Consider the following 18,102-nt stretch of genomic DNA (forward strand, 5'->3'; position numbering starts at 1 on the left):
ACCTCGCACAGGCGAGGGCCTGCCCGACGTCCGGGTGCTCAGGCGGCGGCGCCGAACCACGTGGGCAGGTGCCCGACCAGGTCGTCCTGGTCCTCGCCGACCCACGCCACGTGCCCGTCCGGTCGCAGCAGCACGGCGGGCGCGTCGAGTTCCTCGCTGACGTCGACGACGTGGTCGACGCGGTCCGCCCAGCCCGCGACGGAGAGCCGGCCGGTCTGGTCGAGCAGCAGGCCGCGGCCCTCGTGCATCAACCCGTACAGGCGCCCGTCCTCGAGCCGCACGTCGCGCAGGCGTCGGCCGAGCAGCTCGTGCCCCTCGCCGAAGTCGTAGCGGATCGCGGTCGCGGTGATCTTCTCGGTCAGGTGGCGGTTCACCTCGTCGAAGTCCATCAGCTCCGCCACCAGCCGGCGCACCGCCCGTGCCCCCGGTTCGAGGGACATCAGCTGCATCTGCGCGCGCGTGTTGTCCAGCACCGCGGCCGCCACCGGGTGCCGTTCGGCGTGGTAGCTGTCCAGCAGGCCCTCCGGAGCCCAGCCGTCGACCTCCGCGGCCAGCTTCCAGCCCAGGTTGAACGCGTCCTGCAGGCCCAGGTTGAGGCCCTGACCGCCGACCGGCGGGTGGACGTGCGCGGCGTCGCCCGCCAGCAGGACCCGGCCGGTCCGGTAGCGCTCGGCCTGCCGGGTGGCGTCGCCGAAGCGGGAGAGCCACCGCGGCGAGCGCACGCCGAAGTCGGTGCCGGCGACCACCCGCAGCCGGTGCTTGAACTCCTCCAGGGTCGGCGGGACCGTGCGGTCCTCGGCCACCCCTTCGGCGGGCACGACGACGCGGTGCGTCCCGTCCCCCAGCGGCATGAGGCCGAACCGGGTCTGGGTCTTGCGGACCTCCGCCGTCACGGCGGCCACCGTCTCCGGTGACGCGGTCACCTCCATCTCGCCCAGCAGCGTCTCGACCCTGCTCGGCTCGCCGGGGAAGTCCACGCCGAGCAGCTTGCGCACCGTGCTGCGGCCGCCGTCGCAGCCGACGAGGTAGCGCGTGCGCAGCCGGGCGCCGTCCGCCAGCTCGACGGTCACGCCGTCGTCGTCCTGGCTCAACCCGACCACTTCGCCGCCGCGTCGGATCTCCGCGCCCAGTTCGGTGGCGCGTTCGGCGAGCAGGCGGTCGGTGACCGGCTGCGGGATGCCGAGGACGTACGGGTGGGCGGTGTCGAGCCCCTGCGGCGGCGGCTTGGGGATGCCGGCGAAGAACCCGCCGATCGGGTGCTGCTGCCCGAGGGGCAGGAACCGCTCCAGCAGACCGCGCTGGTCCATCACCTCCACGCTGCGGGCGTGCAGGCCGAGCGCCCGGACGACCTTCGTCGGCTCGGGCTCCTTGTCCAGCACGAGCACGTGCACGTCGTGCAGCCGCAGTTCGCCGGCCAGCATCAGGCCGGTCGGTCCGCCGCCCACGACGATCACGTCGATCATGAAACCCCCTGTTTCCCCACCCGGGTCGCCTGTCGGCCGGCCGTTCCACCGCTCGTGGAACCTCCGCGTTTCCGCAGGTCCCGGCTTCGAGGGGAGAGTGTGCGGCACGACGGGGGTCTTGCCGCAAGACCCCCGGTGCGCTATACGTTGAGAGTGGCAAGGAGTGGTGTTCCTCCTTGCCTTCGTCATGTGCGGGGTCCGCGACCGATCAACGTTGGCCTGGCCAACAAGTCGGTAGAGTGCGGTCATATGGAGACCTCAGGCGCGCCCCGGCGGCTGCGCGGCACGACGAGTTGGCTGCTCGGCCAGGCCACGACGCACGCGGCCCGGCTGGTGTCGGAGGCGTTGGGCGCGGTCGGCGCGCGGCGCTACCACTACTCGCTGCTGGCCGCGCTGGACGAGTTCGGCCCGGCCAGCCAGGCGGAGCTCGGGCGGCGTGGCGGGCTGGACCGCAGCGACGTGGTGGCCACCGTGAACGAGTTGGCCGAGAAGGGCGCCGTGGAGCGCCGCCCGGACCCGGACGACAAGCGGCGCAACATCGTCAGCATCACCCCGTCGGGTGTGGCCCACCTGCGTCACCTGGACCGCGTGGTGGGGCAGGCTCAGGAGACGCTGCTGGCCCCGTTGTCCGCGGCGGAGCGGGAGGAGTTGGTGCGGGTGCTGAACGTGGTCCTGGAGCACCAGGGATGACCGGGTCGATGCGCGCGGTCGTGTTGAGCGGGCCCGGTCCGGTGGAGAACCTGGCCGTGGCGGAGCTGCCGGTGCCGCAGCCGCCGCCGGGGTGGGTGCGGGTGAAGGTGGGCGCGTTCGGGCTGAACCGGTCCGAGCTGCACACCCGCTTGGGCCTGGCGGAGGGCGTGACGTTCCCGCGCGTGCCGGGCATCGAGGCGGTGGGTGTCGTGGACAGCGACTGCGACCTGCCACCCGGGCAGCGGGTGGCGGCGATGATGGGCGGCATGGGGCGGGTGTTCGACGGCGGGTACGCCGAGTACACCGTCGTGCCGCGCGAGGTGCTGATCCCGTTCGCCTCGGACCTGCCGTGGGAGGTGCTGGGCGCGGTGCCGGAGACGTTGCAGACCGCGTACGGCTCGCTGACCACGGGCCTGGACCTGCGGGCGGGGCAGTCGCTGCTGATCCGCGGCGGCACGTCGGCGCTCGGTTTCGCCGCCACCGCGCTGGCCGTCGACCTCGGCGCGACGGTGCTGGCCACGACCCGCCGCGCGGACCGGCTCGACGTGCTGCGCGAGCACGGCGTGGCGCACCCGCTGCTGGACGACGGCACGGTCGCCGGCCGGGTGCGCGAGCTGTTCCCCGACGGGGTGGACGCGGCGTTGGAGCTGGTCGGCACGCCCACGTTGCCGGACACGCTGGCGGCGACGAGGGTGCACGGCACGGTGTGCTTCACCGGGATGCTGTCGAACGAGTGGATCGTGCCCGACTTCTACCCGATCGGGTACCTCCCCAAGGGCGTGCGGCTGACCGCGTACGGCGGCGAGAGCTCCGACCTGCCCGCGGAGGTGCTGCAACGGTTCCTCGACCAGGTCGCGGGCGGCGAGGTGTCGCTCGGCCCGACCACGGTCTACCGGTTGGAGGAGATCCGGCAGGCGCACGACGACCTGGAGCACGGCCGCCGGGTCGGCAAGCTCGTCGTGCTGCCCTGAGAATCTTTTTCCCGCGTCGTGTCGATGTGGTGCTCCGCCGTTCGTGTAGGGGGTGCGGAGTCACCCCGACCTGAGGAGCACGAGATGACCCAGTACCTGATCAGCGTGATCGAGCCGACCGGCTACGACATCCCCGAGCCGGAGGTCCTGGAGCGGATCATGAAGGACGTCCAGGCGGTGGACGCCGACATGCGGGAGGCCGGTGTGTGGGTGTTCGCGGGCGGTCTGCACGCCCCGGAGACGGCGACCACGCTGCGCCCGGACGCGAACGGCGAGCTGGTCGTGACCGACGGGCCGTTCACCGAGAGCAAGGAGCACATCGGCGGGTTCAACATCATCGACGTGCCGGACCTGGACGCGGCGCTGGAGTGGGGCCGGCGGATGGGCGTGGCGTGCACGCTGCCGGTCGAGGTGCGGCCGTTCCAGGACTTCGCCGGCTGACGTGACGGCGGTCGAACGGGTCTTCCGGGCGGAGTACGGCCGGTCGGTGGCGGTCCTGGTCCGCGTCTTCGGCGACATCGACGTCGCCGAGGAGGCGGTCCAGGACGCGTTCGCCGAGGCCGTGCGGCGGTGGCCGGAGACCGGTGTGCCGCCGAGCCCGGCGGGCTGGATCATCACCACGGCCCGCAACCGGGCGATCGACCGGCTGCGCCGGGAGTCCACGCGGGACTCCCGCCAGGCCCAGGCCGCGCTGCTGCACGCCCGTGACGAGCACGTGGAGGTGGACGCGGTGGGCGACGACCGGCTGCGGTTGATCTTCACGTGCTGCCACCCGGCGTTGAACCAGGCGGCACGGGTGGCGTTGACGTTGCGGCTGCTCGGCGGGTTGTCCACGGCGGAGATCGCGCGGGCGTTCCTGGTGCCGGAGCCGACGATGGCGCAGCGGCTGGTGCGCGCGAAGGCGAAGATCCGGGACGCGCGGATCCCGTACCGGGTGCCGGGCGAGGCGGAGCTGCCCGACCGGCTGCGCGCCGTGCTGGCGGTGGTGTACCTGGTGTTCAACGAGGGGTACTCGGCCAGTTCGGGTGCGGAGCTGGTGCGCGGGGACCTGTGCGCGGAGGCGGTGCGGCTCGGGCGGGTGCTGGCGGAGCTGATGCCCGACGAGCCGGAGGTCGTCGGGCTGCTGGCGCTGATGCTGCTGGTGCACGGTCGCAGCCCGGCGCGCACCGACCGCGACGGCCGCCTGGTGCGGTTGGCCGACCAGGACCGCTCGCTGTGGGACCGGGCGATGGTGGCCGAAGGGCGGGAGCTGGTGCGGCGCTGCCTGCGCCGCGGCCGGCCCGGCCCCTACCAGGTGCAGGCGGCGATCAACGCGGTGCACAGCGACCCGCCGCCGACGGACTGGCGGCAGGTCGTGCGGCTGTACGACCACCTGTCCGCCTTGACACCGAGCCCCGTGGTGGCGTTGAACCGGGCCGTCGCGGTGGCCGAGGTCGACGGGCCGGAGGCGGCGTTGGCGCTGGTCGACGGCCTGGCGCCCGCCGGCGGGTCGGGTCGCTCGGGCATGGCGGGCTACCACCTGTTCCACGCCGTGCGCGCGGACCTGCTGCACCGCCTCGGCCGGGGTCCGGACGCGGCGCGGGCGTACCGGCGGGCGTTGGAGCTGGCGGGCAACGACGCCGAGCGCGACCTGCTGCGCCGTCGGCTCAGCGCAGTCGCCGGATCAGATCGGCCACCTCCCGCGGGGTGAAGTCGAGCGACACGACGCCGACGGTCAGCTCGATGCTGCACCGCGTCGGGTCGGACGAGGCCCTGGGCCGCCGCGGCAGCTCGACGCCGCTCTCGGCGAGGATCCGCTGGGCCGCGGCGACGACGGCGTCCTTGGGCGCGGGGATGTGGACGTGGAACATCGGCGTCTGGGGCACGAGCGGGCGGGTGGTCGCGTACCCGTCGGCGTTGATCGCGGCGGCGAGGGCCACGGCGTGGTCGCGGAACTCGGCCATCCTGGGCAGCACCTCGTCCAGCCCCATCAGGGCGGTCACGGCGGCCGGCCACGAGTCGGGGGTCGCGCCGCCGAGCCTGCGCCGCCACACGGACGCGGCGTCGATCGTCGCCCGGTCACCCGCGAGGACCGCGCCGCGCACGCCTTCGAGGCCTTTGTAGAGGGAGACGTAGACGGTGTCGAACAGGTCGGCGATCTCGGCGAACGGCCGCTCGTAGTAGGTCTGCGCCTCCCACAGCCGGGCGCCGTCCAGGTGCGTCGCGGCGCCGCCGTCGCGTGCCCACTTCGTCTGCGCGACCAGGTCGTCCCAGGTGGGCAGGAGGCCGCCGAGGTCGCGCTGGGGCAGTTCGAGGAGCAGGGCGGCGATCGGTTCGCGGACCTCGGCGAGGTCGTCCAGGGTGATCAGGTCCTCGCGGTCGCCGACGGTCCGGTGGCGCAGGCCGTGCACCGCGCTGTAGCCCTGCTCCTCCCAGACCGCGAGGTGGCTCTGGGGGTGTGCGGCGAACGTGCGGCGGCCGGTGCGTTCGGCGTGCACGCGCAACGCGGTCTGCTGCGCCATCGTGCCGGTGGGGAAGAACAGGGCGGCGGGTTTGCCGAGCAGGTCGGCGATCCGTTGTTCCAACCGCGTGGTCGGCTCGTCCGGCGGGAGGCCGGGCTCGACGCGGTCGAGCATGCGGCGCAGCACCGCGTGCGGGTCCTGGCGGAGCCGGGAGTGCTGGACCAGGGAACGCCGGATCTCGGAGGTCATGGCGGGAGTCTGGGCGTTGCCGCCAGCTGTGTGCAACAACGTTCCCCAGTCGGCTGACTGATTCGGGCACCGGTGCGCCGCGCCTAGCGTCGCCGGCATGGAACTGACTCGACCCGACGCCGAACTCGTCCTCCTCCACCGCGGCCGCGTGCCGTTCGAGCCGCGGCCGGGCGCGTTGCTCGACGCGCGGTGGCTGGAGCAGGTGGACGGTGCCGGCGTGGTGACCTATTCGCAGTGGTCGGGCCCGGTGGAGGCGGGCGACGCGGTCGCCTACCGGCGCTACCGGTCCGGTCGGGAGGCCGCCGAGGACCGGACGGTCGGGTGCGTGGTGCTGGTGTCGGTGGAGTTCGACCGGCCGGGGGTCGCCGAGGAGTGGGTCGACCTGGTGTTCACCGCGTTGGCCGCCGAGGGGGACCTGCACCCCGGCGGGATCTCGGCGCACTTCCACGTGAGCCTGGACGGGCTGCGGGTGCTGAACTACGCGGAGTGGACCTCGCCGGAGGCGCACGAGGAGGCGATGGCCCGCGGCAACGGGTCGGTGGGCGTGTCGGAGCCGTGGGAGCGTGTGCACTCGTTCACCGGTCTGACGCGGAGCGACGTCCGGCGCTACCGGGTCGTCGGCGATCCTGGCGGCCATGGGGAAGACCTATGAACGGATCGAAGGACGCCTGCGCGAGTTCATCGAGCAACAGCCGGTGTTCTTCACCGCCACCGCGCCGCTGGCCGCCGACGGGCACGTGAACCTGTCGCCGAAGGGCCGCCGGGGGACGTGGCGGGTGCTCGACGAGCAGCGGGTGGCGTACCTGGACTTCGGCGGCAGCCACGCCGAAACCATCGCCCACCTGCGGGAGAACGGGCGGATCACGCTCATGTGGTGCGCGTTCGACGGTCCGCCGAACATCGTGCGCGTGCACGGCACGGGTGAGCCGGTGTTCCGGGACGACCCGAGGTTCGGCGAGCTGGTGGCCGGGTTCGGTGACGCGGACGGGCCGGCGTTGCGCGCGGTTGTCGTGGTGACCGCGAAGCTGATCAGCGACACGTGCGGCTTCGCCGTGCCGTTCATGGACTACCGGGGCGAGCGGACGCTGCACGAGGAGTACTTCGGCCGCAAGACGGACGAGGAGTTCGCCGCGTACTGCGAGGGCAAGGACTTCAACGCGGTCAGCATGGACGGCCTGCCCGCGCTGCCCCTCCCCCTGCCGCCGCGCTAGTCCCCGTCGCCCGCCGCCGGAAATCATGCCGTCGTCGGAGGAGGCTGTGGCACCGTCTGCGCCGTGACCAAGTACCTGTTCTTCTGGGGGCACGAGGCGCGGCCGGGCGCGCCGGTCGGCAAGCAGTGCCTGAGCCAGTGGTGGGAGGCGCCGTTCACCGTCGACGGCCGCACCTACCGGACCGCCGAGCACTTCATGATGTGCGGCAAGGCGCTGCTGTTCGGCGACGAGGACGTCGCGGAGCGGGTGCTCGCGGCGCGCACGCCCGGTGAGGCGAAGGCGCTGGGCCGCCGGGTGCGCGGGTTCGCCGAGGACCGGTGGGTGGCGCACCGGCTGGACATCGTCGTGCGGGGCAACCTGGCGAAGTTCGGCGCGCACGACGACCTGCGCGCGTTCCTGCTGGCCACCGGCGACCGGATGCTGGTGGAGGCGAGCCCGCTGGACCGGGTGTGGGGCATCGGCCTGGCCGCCGACGACGAGCGGGCGGCCGACCCCGCGTCCTGGCTGGGGCTGAACCTGCTGGGCGAGGCCCTGATGGAGGTGCGCACCCGGCTCCGTCGGGGGTGACCGCGTCACCCGATGAGTGCGAACCGGTGGGCGCGGGCCGGCCGGTTGGGTCGGTTCGCGTCCCGATTGGTGGAATTTCGATCTACGCTGTCTGAGCGGCGAGTGGCGCCGATCACCTCGGGAAGGGGGCGGTCGTGCTGGTCGAGGCTCGGCGGAACCGCGGCGCCCTGCGCCGGGTGACGGGTCTTGCGCGCAGCACGCCGGGCAGGTTGAGCCTGCTGGCCCTGCTGCTGGTGGTGGTGAACCTGCTGGTCGGGGCGTTGACCGCGACGTCGGTGCAGCGCCGGTCGGACGCGCTGGAGGCGTTGGCCGACCGCAGCGAGCCGCTGGCGTTCGCCGCCCAGGAGGTCTACCGGGCGATGGCGGACGCGGACGCCACGGCGTCGAGCGCGTTCCTGTCCGGCGGGGTGGAGTCGGCCGCGCTGCGCGGCCGGTACGAGGCGGACGTGGCGAAGGCCGCCGCGGCGTTGTCGGCGGCGACGAGCGAGATCACCCGCTCCCCCGAGCTGACCGAGGCGCTGTCGACGTTGTCGGGCCAGCTGCCGGTGTACACGGGCCTGGTCGAGACGGCCCGCGCGCACAACCGGCAGGGCAACCCGGTGGGCGCGGCGTACCTGCGCGAGGCGTCGGCGTTGATGCAGACGCGGCTGCTGCCCGCGGCGCGCGAGCTGTACGGGGTGGAGACCGGCAAGGTGATGGGCGACCTGGAGGACGCCGGGTCGCTGCCGTGGCTGGAGCTGCTGCTGGGCGTGCTCGTGCTGGTGGTGCTGGTGTTCGCGCAGCGGTACCTGACCCGCCGGACGAACCGGGTGCTCAACCCGGGGCTGGTGGTGGCGACCGCGTTGACCGCGGTCTCGCTGCTGTGGGTGCTGGCGGCGAGCCTGCTGGTGGTCTACAACGCCTCGGCGAGCAAGAACGAGGCCACGCTGGTCGACCTGCTCGCGCGGGCCCGGATCGCGACGCTGACCGCGCGCGGCGACGAGACGTTGACGCTGGTGGCGCGCGGCAGCGGCACGACCTACGAGGCGGAGTACGTCGAGGCCGACAAGGTGCTGGACGACCTGCTGGGCCGGGTGCGGGTGCTGAACCCGACGCCGCCGGTCCTCGAGGCGGCGGAGCACCACGGGCGGTGGCGGGAGGCGCACCGCGAGGTCCGCCGGGCCGACGACGAAGGCGACTACACGGCGGCCGTGGCGTTGGCGCTGGGTCGCGACGGGCAGGGCGCGGCGACGGCGTTCGACGCGTTGGACTCGGACCTGGTGGAGGCGATCGGCGCGGCGCGGGCGGAGTTGACCGAAGGGATCGGACGGGCGCGGGCCGCGTTGGGCGGGGTGGTGCCCGCGGTGGTCGTGCTGGCGCTGTTGGCGGCGGCGGCCTCGGTGTTCGGGTTGTGGCAGCGGCTGAAGGAGTACCGATGAGACGGCTGCTCGCGGTGCTCGTGGTGGTGCTGGCGGCGGCGTGCGCGCCGGTGCCCAGTGGCGCGCCGCCGATCGGCGGTGGTTCGCCGGTGCCGCCTCGGCCGGCGGAGGCGGTGGAGCTGACCGAGCCGCCCAGCACCGCGGACGTGCCGCCGGCGTCGTGCGACCCGACGGCGAGCCTGCGCCCGACCGGGCCGCTGCCGCCGCCGGGGCAGATGCCGGCGGGGTCGACCATGGCGCAGATCCAGGCGCGCGGCCGGCTGGTCGTCGGCGCGGATCAGAACTCGTACCTGATGGGGTTCCGCAACCCGTTCTCGGGCGAGTTGGAGGGCTTCGACGTCGACCTGGCGCGCGAGGTGGCGCGGGCGATCTTCGGCGACCCGGGCGCGATCCAGTTCACGGTGCTGACCTCCGAGCAGCGGATACCGACGTTGGAGCGGCACGAGGTCGACATCGTGGTGCGGACCATGACGACGACGTGCGAGCGCTGGCAGAAGGTGAACTTCTCGACGGTGTACCTGCAGGCGGGGCAGCGGGTGCTGGTGCCGTCGAACTCCGACGCCACGGGCATCGAGTCGCTCGGCGGCAAGCGGGTGTGCGCGACGAAGGGGTCGAGCTCGCTGGCCAACGTGGCCGCCGCGGCGTCGAGGCCGGTGCCCGTGTCGGTGACGCACTGGACGGACTGCCTGGTGATGCTGCAGCAGGGCCAGGTGGACGCGATCTCCACGGACGACACGATCCTGGCCGGGTTCGCCGCGCAGGACCCGTACACGAAGGTGGTGGGTCCGCAGTTCGCCGCCGAGCCGTACGGGATGGCGATCCCGAAGGCCGACGAGGACTTCGTGCGGTTCGTCAACGCGCTGCTGGAGCGGCTGCGGGCGGACGGCACGTGGGCGCGGATCCACCAGCGGTGGCTCGGTGATCCGCCGGCTCCGCCCGTCGCGGTGTACCGGGACTGACGTGGACACCCTGGACGAGGAGCTGGCGGCGTTCCGGCGGGAGAGCGACCGGGTGGCCGAGTCGTTGCTGGCGATGGAGGACCACCCGGGCCATCGGTTGCTGCGCGGCGCCGAGCTGACGGGTGCGTCGGCGCGGCGGTGGGAGGCGGCGAACGCCGGGATGGTGCGGCTGTGGGAGTGGTTCGACGCCTACCGGGCGTTGCTGCGGCAGGCGTCGGACGCGCGTGACCCGGCGGAGCTGGCGCGGTTGCTGCGGGGGCCGGCGATCGCGCTGCCGGAGGCGTCGGTGCGGACGTTGACCGGGCCGGTGGCGCGGCAGGTGACGTTGCGCGCGCTGGTGGAGCGGATGAAGGCGGAGTACGCGCAGGTCACGGCGGTGTTGACGGAGGCGCACGAGGCGTGGGGGCGGCGGTTGGCGGTGCTGGAGCCGTTGGCCGGGCAGGTGGCGGGGATCGACTCGCCGGCGGCGGAGGGGCTGCGCGCGGAGGTGGCGCGGGCGCGGGCCCGTGCGGCGGCCGACCCGTTGACGCCCGATCCGGCGGTGGCGGACCTGGTCGGACGGGTGGCGGCGGTGGACGCGCTGCACCGGACGTTCCCGTCTCGTGCGGTGGCCCTGTCGCGGCTGGTCGCGGAGGTGGAGTCGGTGCGGGCGCGGGCGGCCGAGGTGCGGGTGGAGGTGGTGGCGACGATCGCCGGCGACCACCCGCCGGTGCCCGCCGAGGACGTGGCCGGGGCACTCGACGGGCTGCGGGGACGTTTCCCGGACGTGGCGGAATCGGACGTGGCGGCCGTGGAGGCGGCGGTGGGCGCGGCGGTGACGCGGGCGCGGGAGGTGGTGGCGCACCTGACCGGGTCGCTGGACCGGCGTGCGGAGCTGCGCGGCCGGTTGGCCGCCTACCGGGCGAAGGCGGCGGGGCGTGGGTTCGCCGAGGACGCGGAGCTGCTGGTGCTGCACCGGCGGGCTCGTGACGTGCTGTCCGGCGTGCCGTGCGACTTGACCGCGGGGACGGTGGCGGTGCTGCGCTACCAGCGTGCGGTGCTGGCCAGGACGGAGGCCCGATGAGGACGTGTCCACGTGCCGGCTGCGGCGGGGCGATCGACGACGACGGCTTCTGCGACGTGTGCGGCCTGGAGGCGCCGGTGCTGGCACCGACCGCGCCTGCCGCCGGTCCGGGGCAGGGTCCCTCGGCCGGTGAGGCGGGCGCAGGCGGGGGCGGGCAGCGGGCCGGTGCGTTTGGAGCCGGTGCGGTTGGGGGTCGGACCACCGGCCCGGGCGGTGGGGCGGTCGTTGGTGCGCCCGAGGTCGGCGCGGACAGCGGAGCGGCCACCGGTGCGTACCCCGGGCCGGATTCCGACAGCGGGCCCGACCGTGCGTCCCACAGTGCGTCCCACAGTGGGCTCGACCGTGCGCCCCGCAGTGGGCCTGACCGCGGAACCGACAGTGGTCCTGCCACGGGCGCGTACCGCGCGACCGGTCCCGCCACGGGGCCGGGCACGGCGCCGTGGTCGCTCGTGGGGTCGTCGTCGGCGGCGCGGGCGCGGCGGGCGTCGGCGTCCACCCGGTCGTCCGGGCGCGGGCGGTTGGGCGCGGGACTGGTCGAGGTGCCCCGGGTGCCCTACCGGGATCCGAAGACCGCCGTGCTGACCGATCCGGAGGTGCCGGAGGCGAAGCGGTTCTGCTCCAGCTGCGGCAAGGAGGTCGGGCGCGGCCGGGACGGCGGGCCCGGGCGGGTGGAGGGGTTCTGCGCGCACTGCGGTCACCACTACTCGTTCACGCCGAAGCTGGCGCCCGGCGAGGTGTTGCACGACCAGTACGAGGTGCTGGGTTGCCTGGCGCACGGCGGCCTCGGCTGGATCTACCTGGCCGCCGACCACGCGGTCAGCGACCGGTGGGTGGTGTTGAAGGGCCTGCTGGACTCCGGTGACGCGGACGCGATGGCGGCGGCGATGGCGGAGCGCCGGTTCCTGGCCGAGGTGGAGCACCCCACCATCGTCAAGATCCACAATTTCGTGCGGCACGCCGACCGGGTCAGCGGCGAGCTCGTGGACTACATCGTGATGGAGTACGTGGGCGGCACGTCGGTCAAGGACATGATCAAGCAGTTGCGGGCGGCGGACGGCACGGGCACCGAGTCGCTGCCGGTGGCGCAGGCGATCGCCTACGCGCTCGAGGTGCTGCCCGCGTTGGGCTACCTGCACGACGTGGGCCTGCTGTACTGCGATTTCAAGCCGGACAACGTGATCCAGACCGAGGAGCAGCTGAAGCTGATCGACCTGGGCGCGGTGCGGCGCATCGACGACCGGCACTCCCCCATCTACGGCACGATCGGCTACCAGGCGCCGGAGATCGGCACGGACGGCCCGTCGGTGGCCTCCGACCTGTACACGGTGGGTCGGGCGTTGGCGGTGATGAGCTTCCAGTTCGACTTCCGCGGCCGCTACAAGGAGTCGTTGCCGTCGCCGGAGGAGCAGCCGCTGCTGCGCCGGCACGACTCGTTCCACCGGTTCCTGCTGCGGGCCACGGACCGTGATCCGGAGCAGCGGTTCGGGTCGGCGGAGGAGATGGCCGAGCAGTTGACCGGTGTGCTGCGGGAGGTGTTGGCGCAGCAGGACGGCACGCCGCGGCCGGGTGTGTCGCGGCAGTTCACGCCGGAGCGGCGGGCGTTCGGCACGGAGGACGGGCTGGACGTGCGGGCGGCGGCGACGGGGCTGCCGGTGCCGCAGGTGGACACCTCCGACGCGGCGGCGGGTTTCCTGGCGACGGCGGCGACGACGGGTGACCCGGACCAGGTGGTGGCGGCGTTGCGCGCGGCGCCGGTGCAGACGGTGGAGGTGCGGTTGCAGGTGGTGCGGGCGTTGATCGAGGCGGGTCGGGTGCGGGAGGCGGTCGGCGAGTTGGACGCGCTGGCGTCGCCGTTCGACCCGGACGACCCGTGGACGCCCGCGCCGGACGACTGGCGGCCGGGCTGGTACCGGGGGGTGGCCGCGTTGGTGGACGGCGGGGGTGATCGGGCGCGGGCGGCGTTCGAGCGGGTGCGCGACGCGTTGCCGGGCGAGGCGGCGCCGAAGCTGGCGGTGGCGGTGTGCGCGGAGGCGTCGGGCGACGCGGAGGCGGCCGCGGCCGGGTACGAGGTGGTGTGGCGCACCGATCACGCGTTCGTGTCGGCGGCGTTCGGGCTGGCCAGGGTGCTGGTGGCGCGGGGCGAGCGGGAGGCGGCGGTGGGGGTGCTGCACTCGGTGCCGGACACGTCGATCCACCACGTGGCGGCTCAGGTGGCGGCGGTGCGGGCGCAGCTGGGCGCGGCCCGGGAGTGCGCGGCGGACGACGGGGCGAAGGCGTTGGCGGAGGTGATGGCGGCCGGTGCGAGGCTGTCGGGGTTGGAGTTGGACGTGGCGAGGCGGGCCGGGTTGACCGTGGAGTTGTTGGGTGTGGCGTTGGAGTCGTTGCCGGGCGCCGGCGCGGCGCCCGGCGGGAAGCTGCTGGACTGCGAGGTGAGCGACTCGGGGCTGCGGTCGGGCCTGGAGCGCTGCTACCGGCAGTTGGCGCGGCTGGCCGACACCCCGGAGGAACGCATCGCTCTCGTCGACCGCGCGAACGCGGTCCGGCCCAGGACGTTGGTGTGATCATGGAATCCTGTCCCGAGTGCTCGTCGCCGGTGGCGTCGCAGGACCGCTTCTGCGAGGCGTGCGGGCGCAACCTGCGGTTGCAGCGGACACCGGTGGGTGGTCCGGGGTCGCAGTGGCCGCCGATGTGCGCGTGCGGCGGTGAGGAGTTCGACGCGGACGGGTTCTGCGAGCAGTGCGGTCGGGCGCGGCCGTCGGCGCGGGACCGGGTGGAGTTCGTGCTGCCCGGGGTGGCCGGGGTGAGCGACCGCGGCAAGCGGCGGCAGCGCAACGAGGACTCGATGGCGTTCGGGCGGGTGCGCGGGCGCGGGGTCGCGGCGGTGGTGTGCGACGGGGTGGCGTCGTCGGAGCGGGCGGAGCAGGCGTCGCAGACGGCCGTGGACACGGCGGCGGACGTGCTGTTGACGGGGTTGCAGGCGGGGATGGACGCCGAGTCGTCGACGACGGACTCGGTGGTGGCGGCGAACGACGCGGTGGGCCGGTTGGCGCGGCCGGAGGCGGCGGAGGTGGCGCCGTCTTGCACGTTCGTGTCGGCGGTGGTGACCGACGATTCGGCGACGGTGGGGTGGGTGGGCGACAGCCGCGCCTACCTGGTGGCCGAGGCGGGGGCGGCGCGGTTGACCACGGACGACACGTGGGCGGCGCAGCTGGTCGCGGAGGGCGTGCTGACGGAGGAGGAGGCGCTGACCGACCGGCGGGCGCACGTGCTGTCGCGGTGGTTGGGCGCGGATTCCGGGGTGGAGGCGCCGCAGACGGTGACGTTCAAGGTGGAGACGCCGGGGCTGCTGGTGCTGTGCAGCGACGGGTTGTGGAATTACGTGCCGGAGCCGGAGGACCTGCTGGAGGTGCTGCCGCGCGGCGTGCCGCCGATCGAGGTGGCGCGGGAGCTGGTGGAGGTCGCGCTGAAGGCCGGCGGGCACGACAACATCACGGTGGTCGTCGTCCAACTGCGGGGTGGGCATGGCGCTTGATTTCGTGGTCGAGGTGTTCCAGAACGAGTACCTGCCCGAGGGCGCCGCGGACGTCGACGCGATCGTCACGGTGACCACGACGGGCGTCGCGGCGGAGGTGGTGTCGGCCGACGCCGCCGAGGTGGTCATCGTGGACACCTCGGCGTCGATGGCCTACCCGCCGTCGAAGTTGACGGCGGCGAAGCAGGCGACGGTGGCGGCGATCGACGCGTTGCGCGACGGCGTGTGGTTCGCGGTGGTGGCGGGCACGGACACGGCGCGGGTGGTCTACCCCCGGTCGCGGAAGTTGGTGGTGGCGGACTCGCGGTCGCGGGCCGCGGCGAAGCAGGCCGTGCGGGCGCTGCGGGCGGACGGCGGCACGGCGATGGGCCGGTGGCTGGCGTTGGCCGACGACCTGTTCGCCGGGTTCGAGGGCGGGCCGAGGCACGCGATCCTGGTGACCGACGGCGAGAACCAGCACGAGTCGCCGCGCCAGTTGACGAAGGTGCTCGACGAGGTGGCGGGCCGCTTCACGTGCGACTGCCGCGGGGTGGGCACGGACTGGCGGGTGGCGGAGCTGCGCCGGATCGCCGAGGCGATGCTGGGGACGGTGGACATCGTGGCCGACCCGGACGGGTTGGCCGCGGACTTCCGGTCCATGGCGGCGTCCGCGATGGGCAAGGCGGTGGCGGACGTGTCGCTGCGGTTGTGGACGCCGGAGGGCGCGCGGGTCGTGTCGCTCAAGCAGGTGTCGCCGGGGTTGCGCGACCTGACGGGGCGGCGGGTGGAGTCGGGGCCGCGGACGGGTGAGTACCCGACGGGCGCGTGGGGTGGCGCGGAGAGCCGCGACTACCACCTGCGGGTGCGGGTGCGGCCGGCGGGAGTGGGCGACCGGATGCTGGCGTCGCGGGTGAGCCTGGTGGGCCCGTCGGGTGAGGTGCTGGGGCAGGGTCGGGTGCTGGCGGTGTGGACGGAGGACTCGGCGTTGTCGACGCGGATCAGCTCCGAGGTCGCCCACTACACGGGGCAGGCGGAGCTGGCGGAGGCGATCCAGGACGGTTTGGAGGCGCGCAAGTCCGGTGACGTGGGCCGGGCGACGGCGAAGCTGGGCCGGGCGGTGCGGCTGGCGCACGAGTCGGGCAACACCGACACGGCGAAGCTGCTGGCCAAGGTGGTGGAGGTGGAGGATCCGCGGACGGGGACGGTGAAGCTGCGCGCGCGGGTGGCCGACGCGGACGAGATGACGCTGGACACCCGCTCCACGGTGACCAAGCGGGTCGGGAAGGGCTAGGCGGATGGCGACCTGCCCGGCGGGCCACGACTCGGCGACCGACGACTACTGCGACGTGTGCGGCACGCCGATGCCGTCCGGGTCCGGGGCATCCGAGGTTGACTCCGAGCCGGTGGTGTCCGTCGAGGAGACGTGCGCGGCGTGTGGCGCGGTGCGGGTGGGCCGGTTCTGCGAGGAGTGCGGGCAGGACTCGTTGAACCCGGTCGTGGCGCCGTCGCCGCCGGTGTCGTCGCGGCCGGTGCCGGTGTCGTGGCACGTGACGGTCGAGGCGGACCGGGCGTACTTCGAGCGGGTGGTGGCGGTGGGCGGGCCGGACGCGGGTGCGATGGCGTTCCCGGAGTTCTGCCCGCCGCGCCGGTTCGGGTTGGCGGGGCCGCAGGTGTCGATCGGGCGGCGGAGCCGGTCGCGGGGCATCTTCCCGGGGATCGACCTGGTGGGCCCGCCGGAGGACCCGGGCGTGTCGCACCACCACGCGGTGCTGGTGGCGTCGGGTGACGGGTGGGCGGTGGTGGACCTGGGCTCGACGAACGGGACCACGGTGAACGAGGGCGACACCCCGTTGGCGCCCCACCGGCCGCACCCGTTGGAGCCGGGCGACCGTGTCCACGTCGGCGCGTGGACCACGATCACCCTGCACCGCTCGGCCGGCGAGCACGCCTAGCGCGAGCGTGACGGCGGCAAGCATCCCGAATGCCGAAGGTGGGCCGATTACCGCGACCCAGCGTGATAAATGACCCTGAACGCAGGGCCCGCGGCGCTACCGGTGAGGTCGCCGCGCGTGGCCGGATTGGTCCCGGTGCGCAATTCCACACCGTTCAGCCCGGCGATATCGCTGATTTCCGCGGCTATCGTGCGCCGTGTCGGGACTTCGGCTCAGACCCCGTCGCGGGTACAGACGCTGGGAATGTAGCCGGACCAGCCGGGCCCTTCGCCGTACTCGTTGTTGAAGTCCTGGATCAGGATCCAGCCGTTGGCGTCGTACACGCCGCACGCGTCGTAGACCTGACCCGTCACGATCTTGCGGCAGGTGCGGGGTTCGCCGGTCACGACGGAGAACAACGCCCTGGACGTGGTGTTGGGCTCCGCGCGAACGGTCGCGAACCCGGTCACGGTCACCCACGACCCGGCGCAGGTGCCGCCGACCAGCAGGTCGGGCTGTGGTGCTCCGTTCGCGAGCGAGGAGGTCGTGGCCATTGTCGCGAGACTTGCGACCACCAGGCCGAGTGCCTTCAACTTGCGCATTGTCTCCCCTGTGGGCAATCGGGAATTTTTTGCGTCAGCGGCTCGGGCGACGCTACCAGTCGGCGAACGGGACGCGCATTCCGTTCAACCGTTCGCAGTAGCAGTCGATCCGGCATCCCACAATCACCCGGAATACGAATTGGTTCCCGTGAGCGGCGCGCCGGATCGGGCACTGGACGATTCTCGACGGCAGGGACTCGCGCTGGCCGAGGAGCTCCCCCCGCGCGGGAACGCGACCCGGACGCGGCGGACCGGCGTGCGGTGGCGGTGCGCGCGGTCGAGGACCGCGGCGTTCGGACGCACGGCGACCGACGAGTCGGCGCAGGGGCGGGTCGGGCGGGCGGAGTCCGCGACTGGGCCGGGCGCGCGGGCGCCGGTGGGCCGGGACGCGGGTTTTCGCCGGGACGCCCGCACGCGTTGTCGATCACGAATACGGTGGGGGGTGCGGATCGAAGGGGGACCGCGGTCGGTGCGGCGTCGGGCGGTGGGTCGTCCGGCACGGCGCCCAGGGGGTCAGGAGGGGTGATGGCGGACGCGGTCGACCTGGTGTTGGCGCAGTGGTCGGTGCAGCGGCCGGACGTGGACACCTCGCCGATGGCGGTGCTGACGCGGGTGACGCGGCTGGCGCGGCTGCTGGAGCGCGAGTTGCGGGAGTTCACCGGCCGGTTCGAGCTGGAGCCGGGCGAGTTCGACGTGTTGACCACGTTGCGGCGGGCGGGTTCGGCGCAGGGCATGACGGCGGGGGCGTTCCTGTCCGCGTCGCTGGTCACGGCGGGCGCGATCACCAACCGGATCGACCGGATGGAGGCCAAGGGCCTGGTGGAGCGCGTGCCGGACGCCGCGGACCGGCGGCTGGTGCGGATCAAGCTGACCGACCGCGGCGGCCGGCTGGTGGACGGGATGCTGGCCGAGCACATGCGGCAGTACGCGCGGCTGCTGGAGCCGTTGGACGAGGACACCAGAGCGGTGGTCGCCGACGCGTTGCGGGCGTTGTTGGAGCAGTGCGAGTAGCACCGGGCGCCGGCG

18 protein-coding genes are annotated in these 18,102 nt (G+C 73.8%); 15 read left to right on the forward strand and 3 right to left on the reverse strand.

The window, feature by feature from the left end; all coding sequences use genetic code 11:
* Positions 1-38: 38 nt before the first annotated feature.
* Positions 39-1,463 (reverse strand): rifampin monooxygenase, encoded by a 1,425-nt coding sequence (gene rox / locus ACZ7GX_RS20645; protein WP_498778666.1) that lies wholly within the window; start codon positions 1,461-1,463, stop codon positions 39-41.
* Positions 1,464-1,712: 249 nt separating this feature from the next.
* Between rox and ACZ7GX_RS20650 the strand changes: the two genes are divergently transcribed.
* The 4 genes from ACZ7GX_RS20650 to ACZ7GX_RS20665 all read left to right on the forward strand — a co-directional run bounded on the left by ACZ7GX_RS20650 (position 1,713) and on the right by ACZ7GX_RS20665 (position 4,814).
* On the forward strand, positions 1,713-2,153 hold the full coding sequence (locus tag ACZ7GX_RS20650) for a MarR family winged helix-turn-helix transcriptional regulator (RefSeq protein ID WP_498778667.1): 441 nt from the start codon (positions 1,713-1,715) through the stop codon (positions 2,151-2,153).
* Between the two features lie 8 nt (positions 2,154-2,161).
* Positions 2,162-3,124, forward strand: a complete 963-nt coding sequence (locus tag ACZ7GX_RS20655; RefSeq protein WP_498778724.1) for a zinc-binding dehydrogenase — start codon at positions 2,162-2,164, stop codon at positions 3,122-3,124.
* Positions 3,125-3,208: 84 nt separating this feature from the next.
* Positions 3,209-3,565: a YciI family protein gene (locus tag ACZ7GX_RS20660; RefSeq protein WP_498778668.1), complete on the forward strand. Its 357-nt coding sequence runs from the start codon at positions 3,209-3,211 to the stop codon at positions 3,563-3,565.
* Position 3,566: 1 nt separating this feature from the next.
* Complete coding sequence (locus tag ACZ7GX_RS20665) at positions 3,567-4,814, forward strand: RNA polymerase sigma factor (protein WP_498778669.1); 1,248 nt, start codon at positions 3,567-3,569, stop codon at positions 4,812-4,814.
* On the opposite strand, the gene ACZ7GX_RS20670 is transcribed toward ACZ7GX_RS20665, so the two are convergent.
* Complete coding sequence (locus ACZ7GX_RS20670; RefSeq protein ID WP_498778670.1) at positions 4,771-5,814, reverse strand: threonine aldolase family protein; 1,044 nt, start codon at positions 5,812-5,814, stop codon at positions 4,771-4,773. The genes ACZ7GX_RS20665 and ACZ7GX_RS20670 overlap by 44 nt on opposite strands.
* Positions 5,815-5,911: 97 nt before the next feature.
* Between ACZ7GX_RS20670 and ACZ7GX_RS20675 the strand changes: the two genes are divergently transcribed.
* From ACZ7GX_RS20675 to ACZ7GX_RS20720, 10 genes are all read left to right on the forward strand, one after another.
* Positions 5,912-6,466 (forward strand): antibiotic biosynthesis monooxygenase family protein, encoded by a 555-nt coding sequence (locus tag ACZ7GX_RS20675; protein WP_498778671.1) that lies wholly within the window; start codon positions 5,912-5,914, stop codon positions 6,464-6,466.
* Complete coding sequence (locus ACZ7GX_RS20680; RefSeq protein WP_498778672.1) at positions 6,450-7,025, forward strand: pyridoxamine 5'-phosphate oxidase family protein; 576 nt, start codon at positions 6,450-6,452, stop codon at positions 7,023-7,025. The genes ACZ7GX_RS20675 and ACZ7GX_RS20680 overlap by 17 nt, the downstream gene beginning before the upstream one ends.
* 63 nt (positions 7,026-7,088) lie before the next feature.
* On the forward strand, positions 7,089-7,592 hold the full coding sequence (ybiA, locus tag ACZ7GX_RS20685; RefSeq protein WP_498778673.1) for a riboflavin biosynthesis intermediates N-glycosidase: 504 nt from the start codon (positions 7,089-7,091) through the stop codon (positions 7,590-7,592).
* Between the two features lie 134 nt (positions 7,593-7,726).
* Complete coding sequence (locus ACZ7GX_RS20690) at positions 7,727-9,010, forward strand: GlnX family signal transduction membrane protein (protein WP_498778674.1); 1,284 nt, start codon at positions 7,727-7,729, stop codon at positions 9,008-9,010.
* Entirely contained in the window at positions 9,007-9,969 is a 963-nt protein-coding gene (locus ACZ7GX_RS20695; RefSeq protein WP_498778675.1) for a glutamate ABC transporter substrate-binding protein, read from the forward strand. Before ACZ7GX_RS20690 ends, ACZ7GX_RS20695 begins: the two co-directional genes overlap by 4 nt.
* Before the next feature lies 1 nt (position 9,970).
* Entirely contained in the window at positions 9,971-11,032 is a 1,062-nt protein-coding gene (locus ACZ7GX_RS20700; protein ID WP_498778676.1) for a hypothetical protein, read from the forward strand.
* Positions 11,029-13,593, forward strand: coding sequence for a serine/threonine-protein kinase (locus tag ACZ7GX_RS20705; protein WP_498778677.1), 2,565 nt, complete (start codon positions 11,029-11,031; stop codon positions 13,591-13,593). The genes ACZ7GX_RS20700 and ACZ7GX_RS20705 overlap by 4 nt, the downstream gene beginning before the upstream one ends.
* Before the next feature lie 2 nt (positions 13,594-13,595).
* On the forward strand, positions 13,596-14,564 hold the full coding sequence (locus tag ACZ7GX_RS20710) for a PP2C family protein-serine/threonine phosphatase (protein WP_498778678.1): 969 nt from the start codon (positions 13,596-13,598) through the stop codon (positions 14,562-14,564).
* Entirely contained in the window at positions 14,554-15,834 is a 1,281-nt protein-coding gene (locus tag ACZ7GX_RS20715) for a vWA domain-containing protein (RefSeq protein ID WP_498778679.1), read from the forward strand. The genes ACZ7GX_RS20710 and ACZ7GX_RS20715 overlap by 11 nt, the downstream gene beginning before the upstream one ends.
* A gap of 4 nt (positions 15,835-15,838) precedes the next feature.
* Positions 15,839-16,495, forward strand: coding sequence for an FHA domain-containing protein (locus tag ACZ7GX_RS20720; RefSeq protein WP_498778680.1), 657 nt, complete (start codon positions 15,839-15,841; stop codon positions 16,493-16,495).
* A 212-nt stretch (positions 16,496-16,707) separates the two neighbouring features.
* Here the strand turns inward: ACZ7GX_RS20720 and ACZ7GX_RS20725 are convergent, their stop codons facing one another.
* Positions 16,708-17,076, reverse strand: coding sequence for a hypothetical protein (locus tag ACZ7GX_RS20725; protein ID WP_498778681.1), 369 nt, complete (start codon positions 17,074-17,076; stop codon positions 16,708-16,710).
* A gap of 525 nt (positions 17,077-17,601) precedes the next feature.
* Between ACZ7GX_RS20725 and ACZ7GX_RS20730 the strand changes: the two genes are divergently transcribed.
* Complete coding sequence (locus ACZ7GX_RS20730) at positions 17,602-18,087, forward strand: MarR family winged helix-turn-helix transcriptional regulator (RefSeq protein WP_498778682.1); 486 nt, start codon at positions 17,602-17,604, stop codon at positions 18,085-18,087.
* The last annotated feature ends 15 nt before the right edge of the window (positions 18,088-18,102 follow it).

The organism is Actinosynnema sp. NPDC037264, assembly GCF_055603705.1.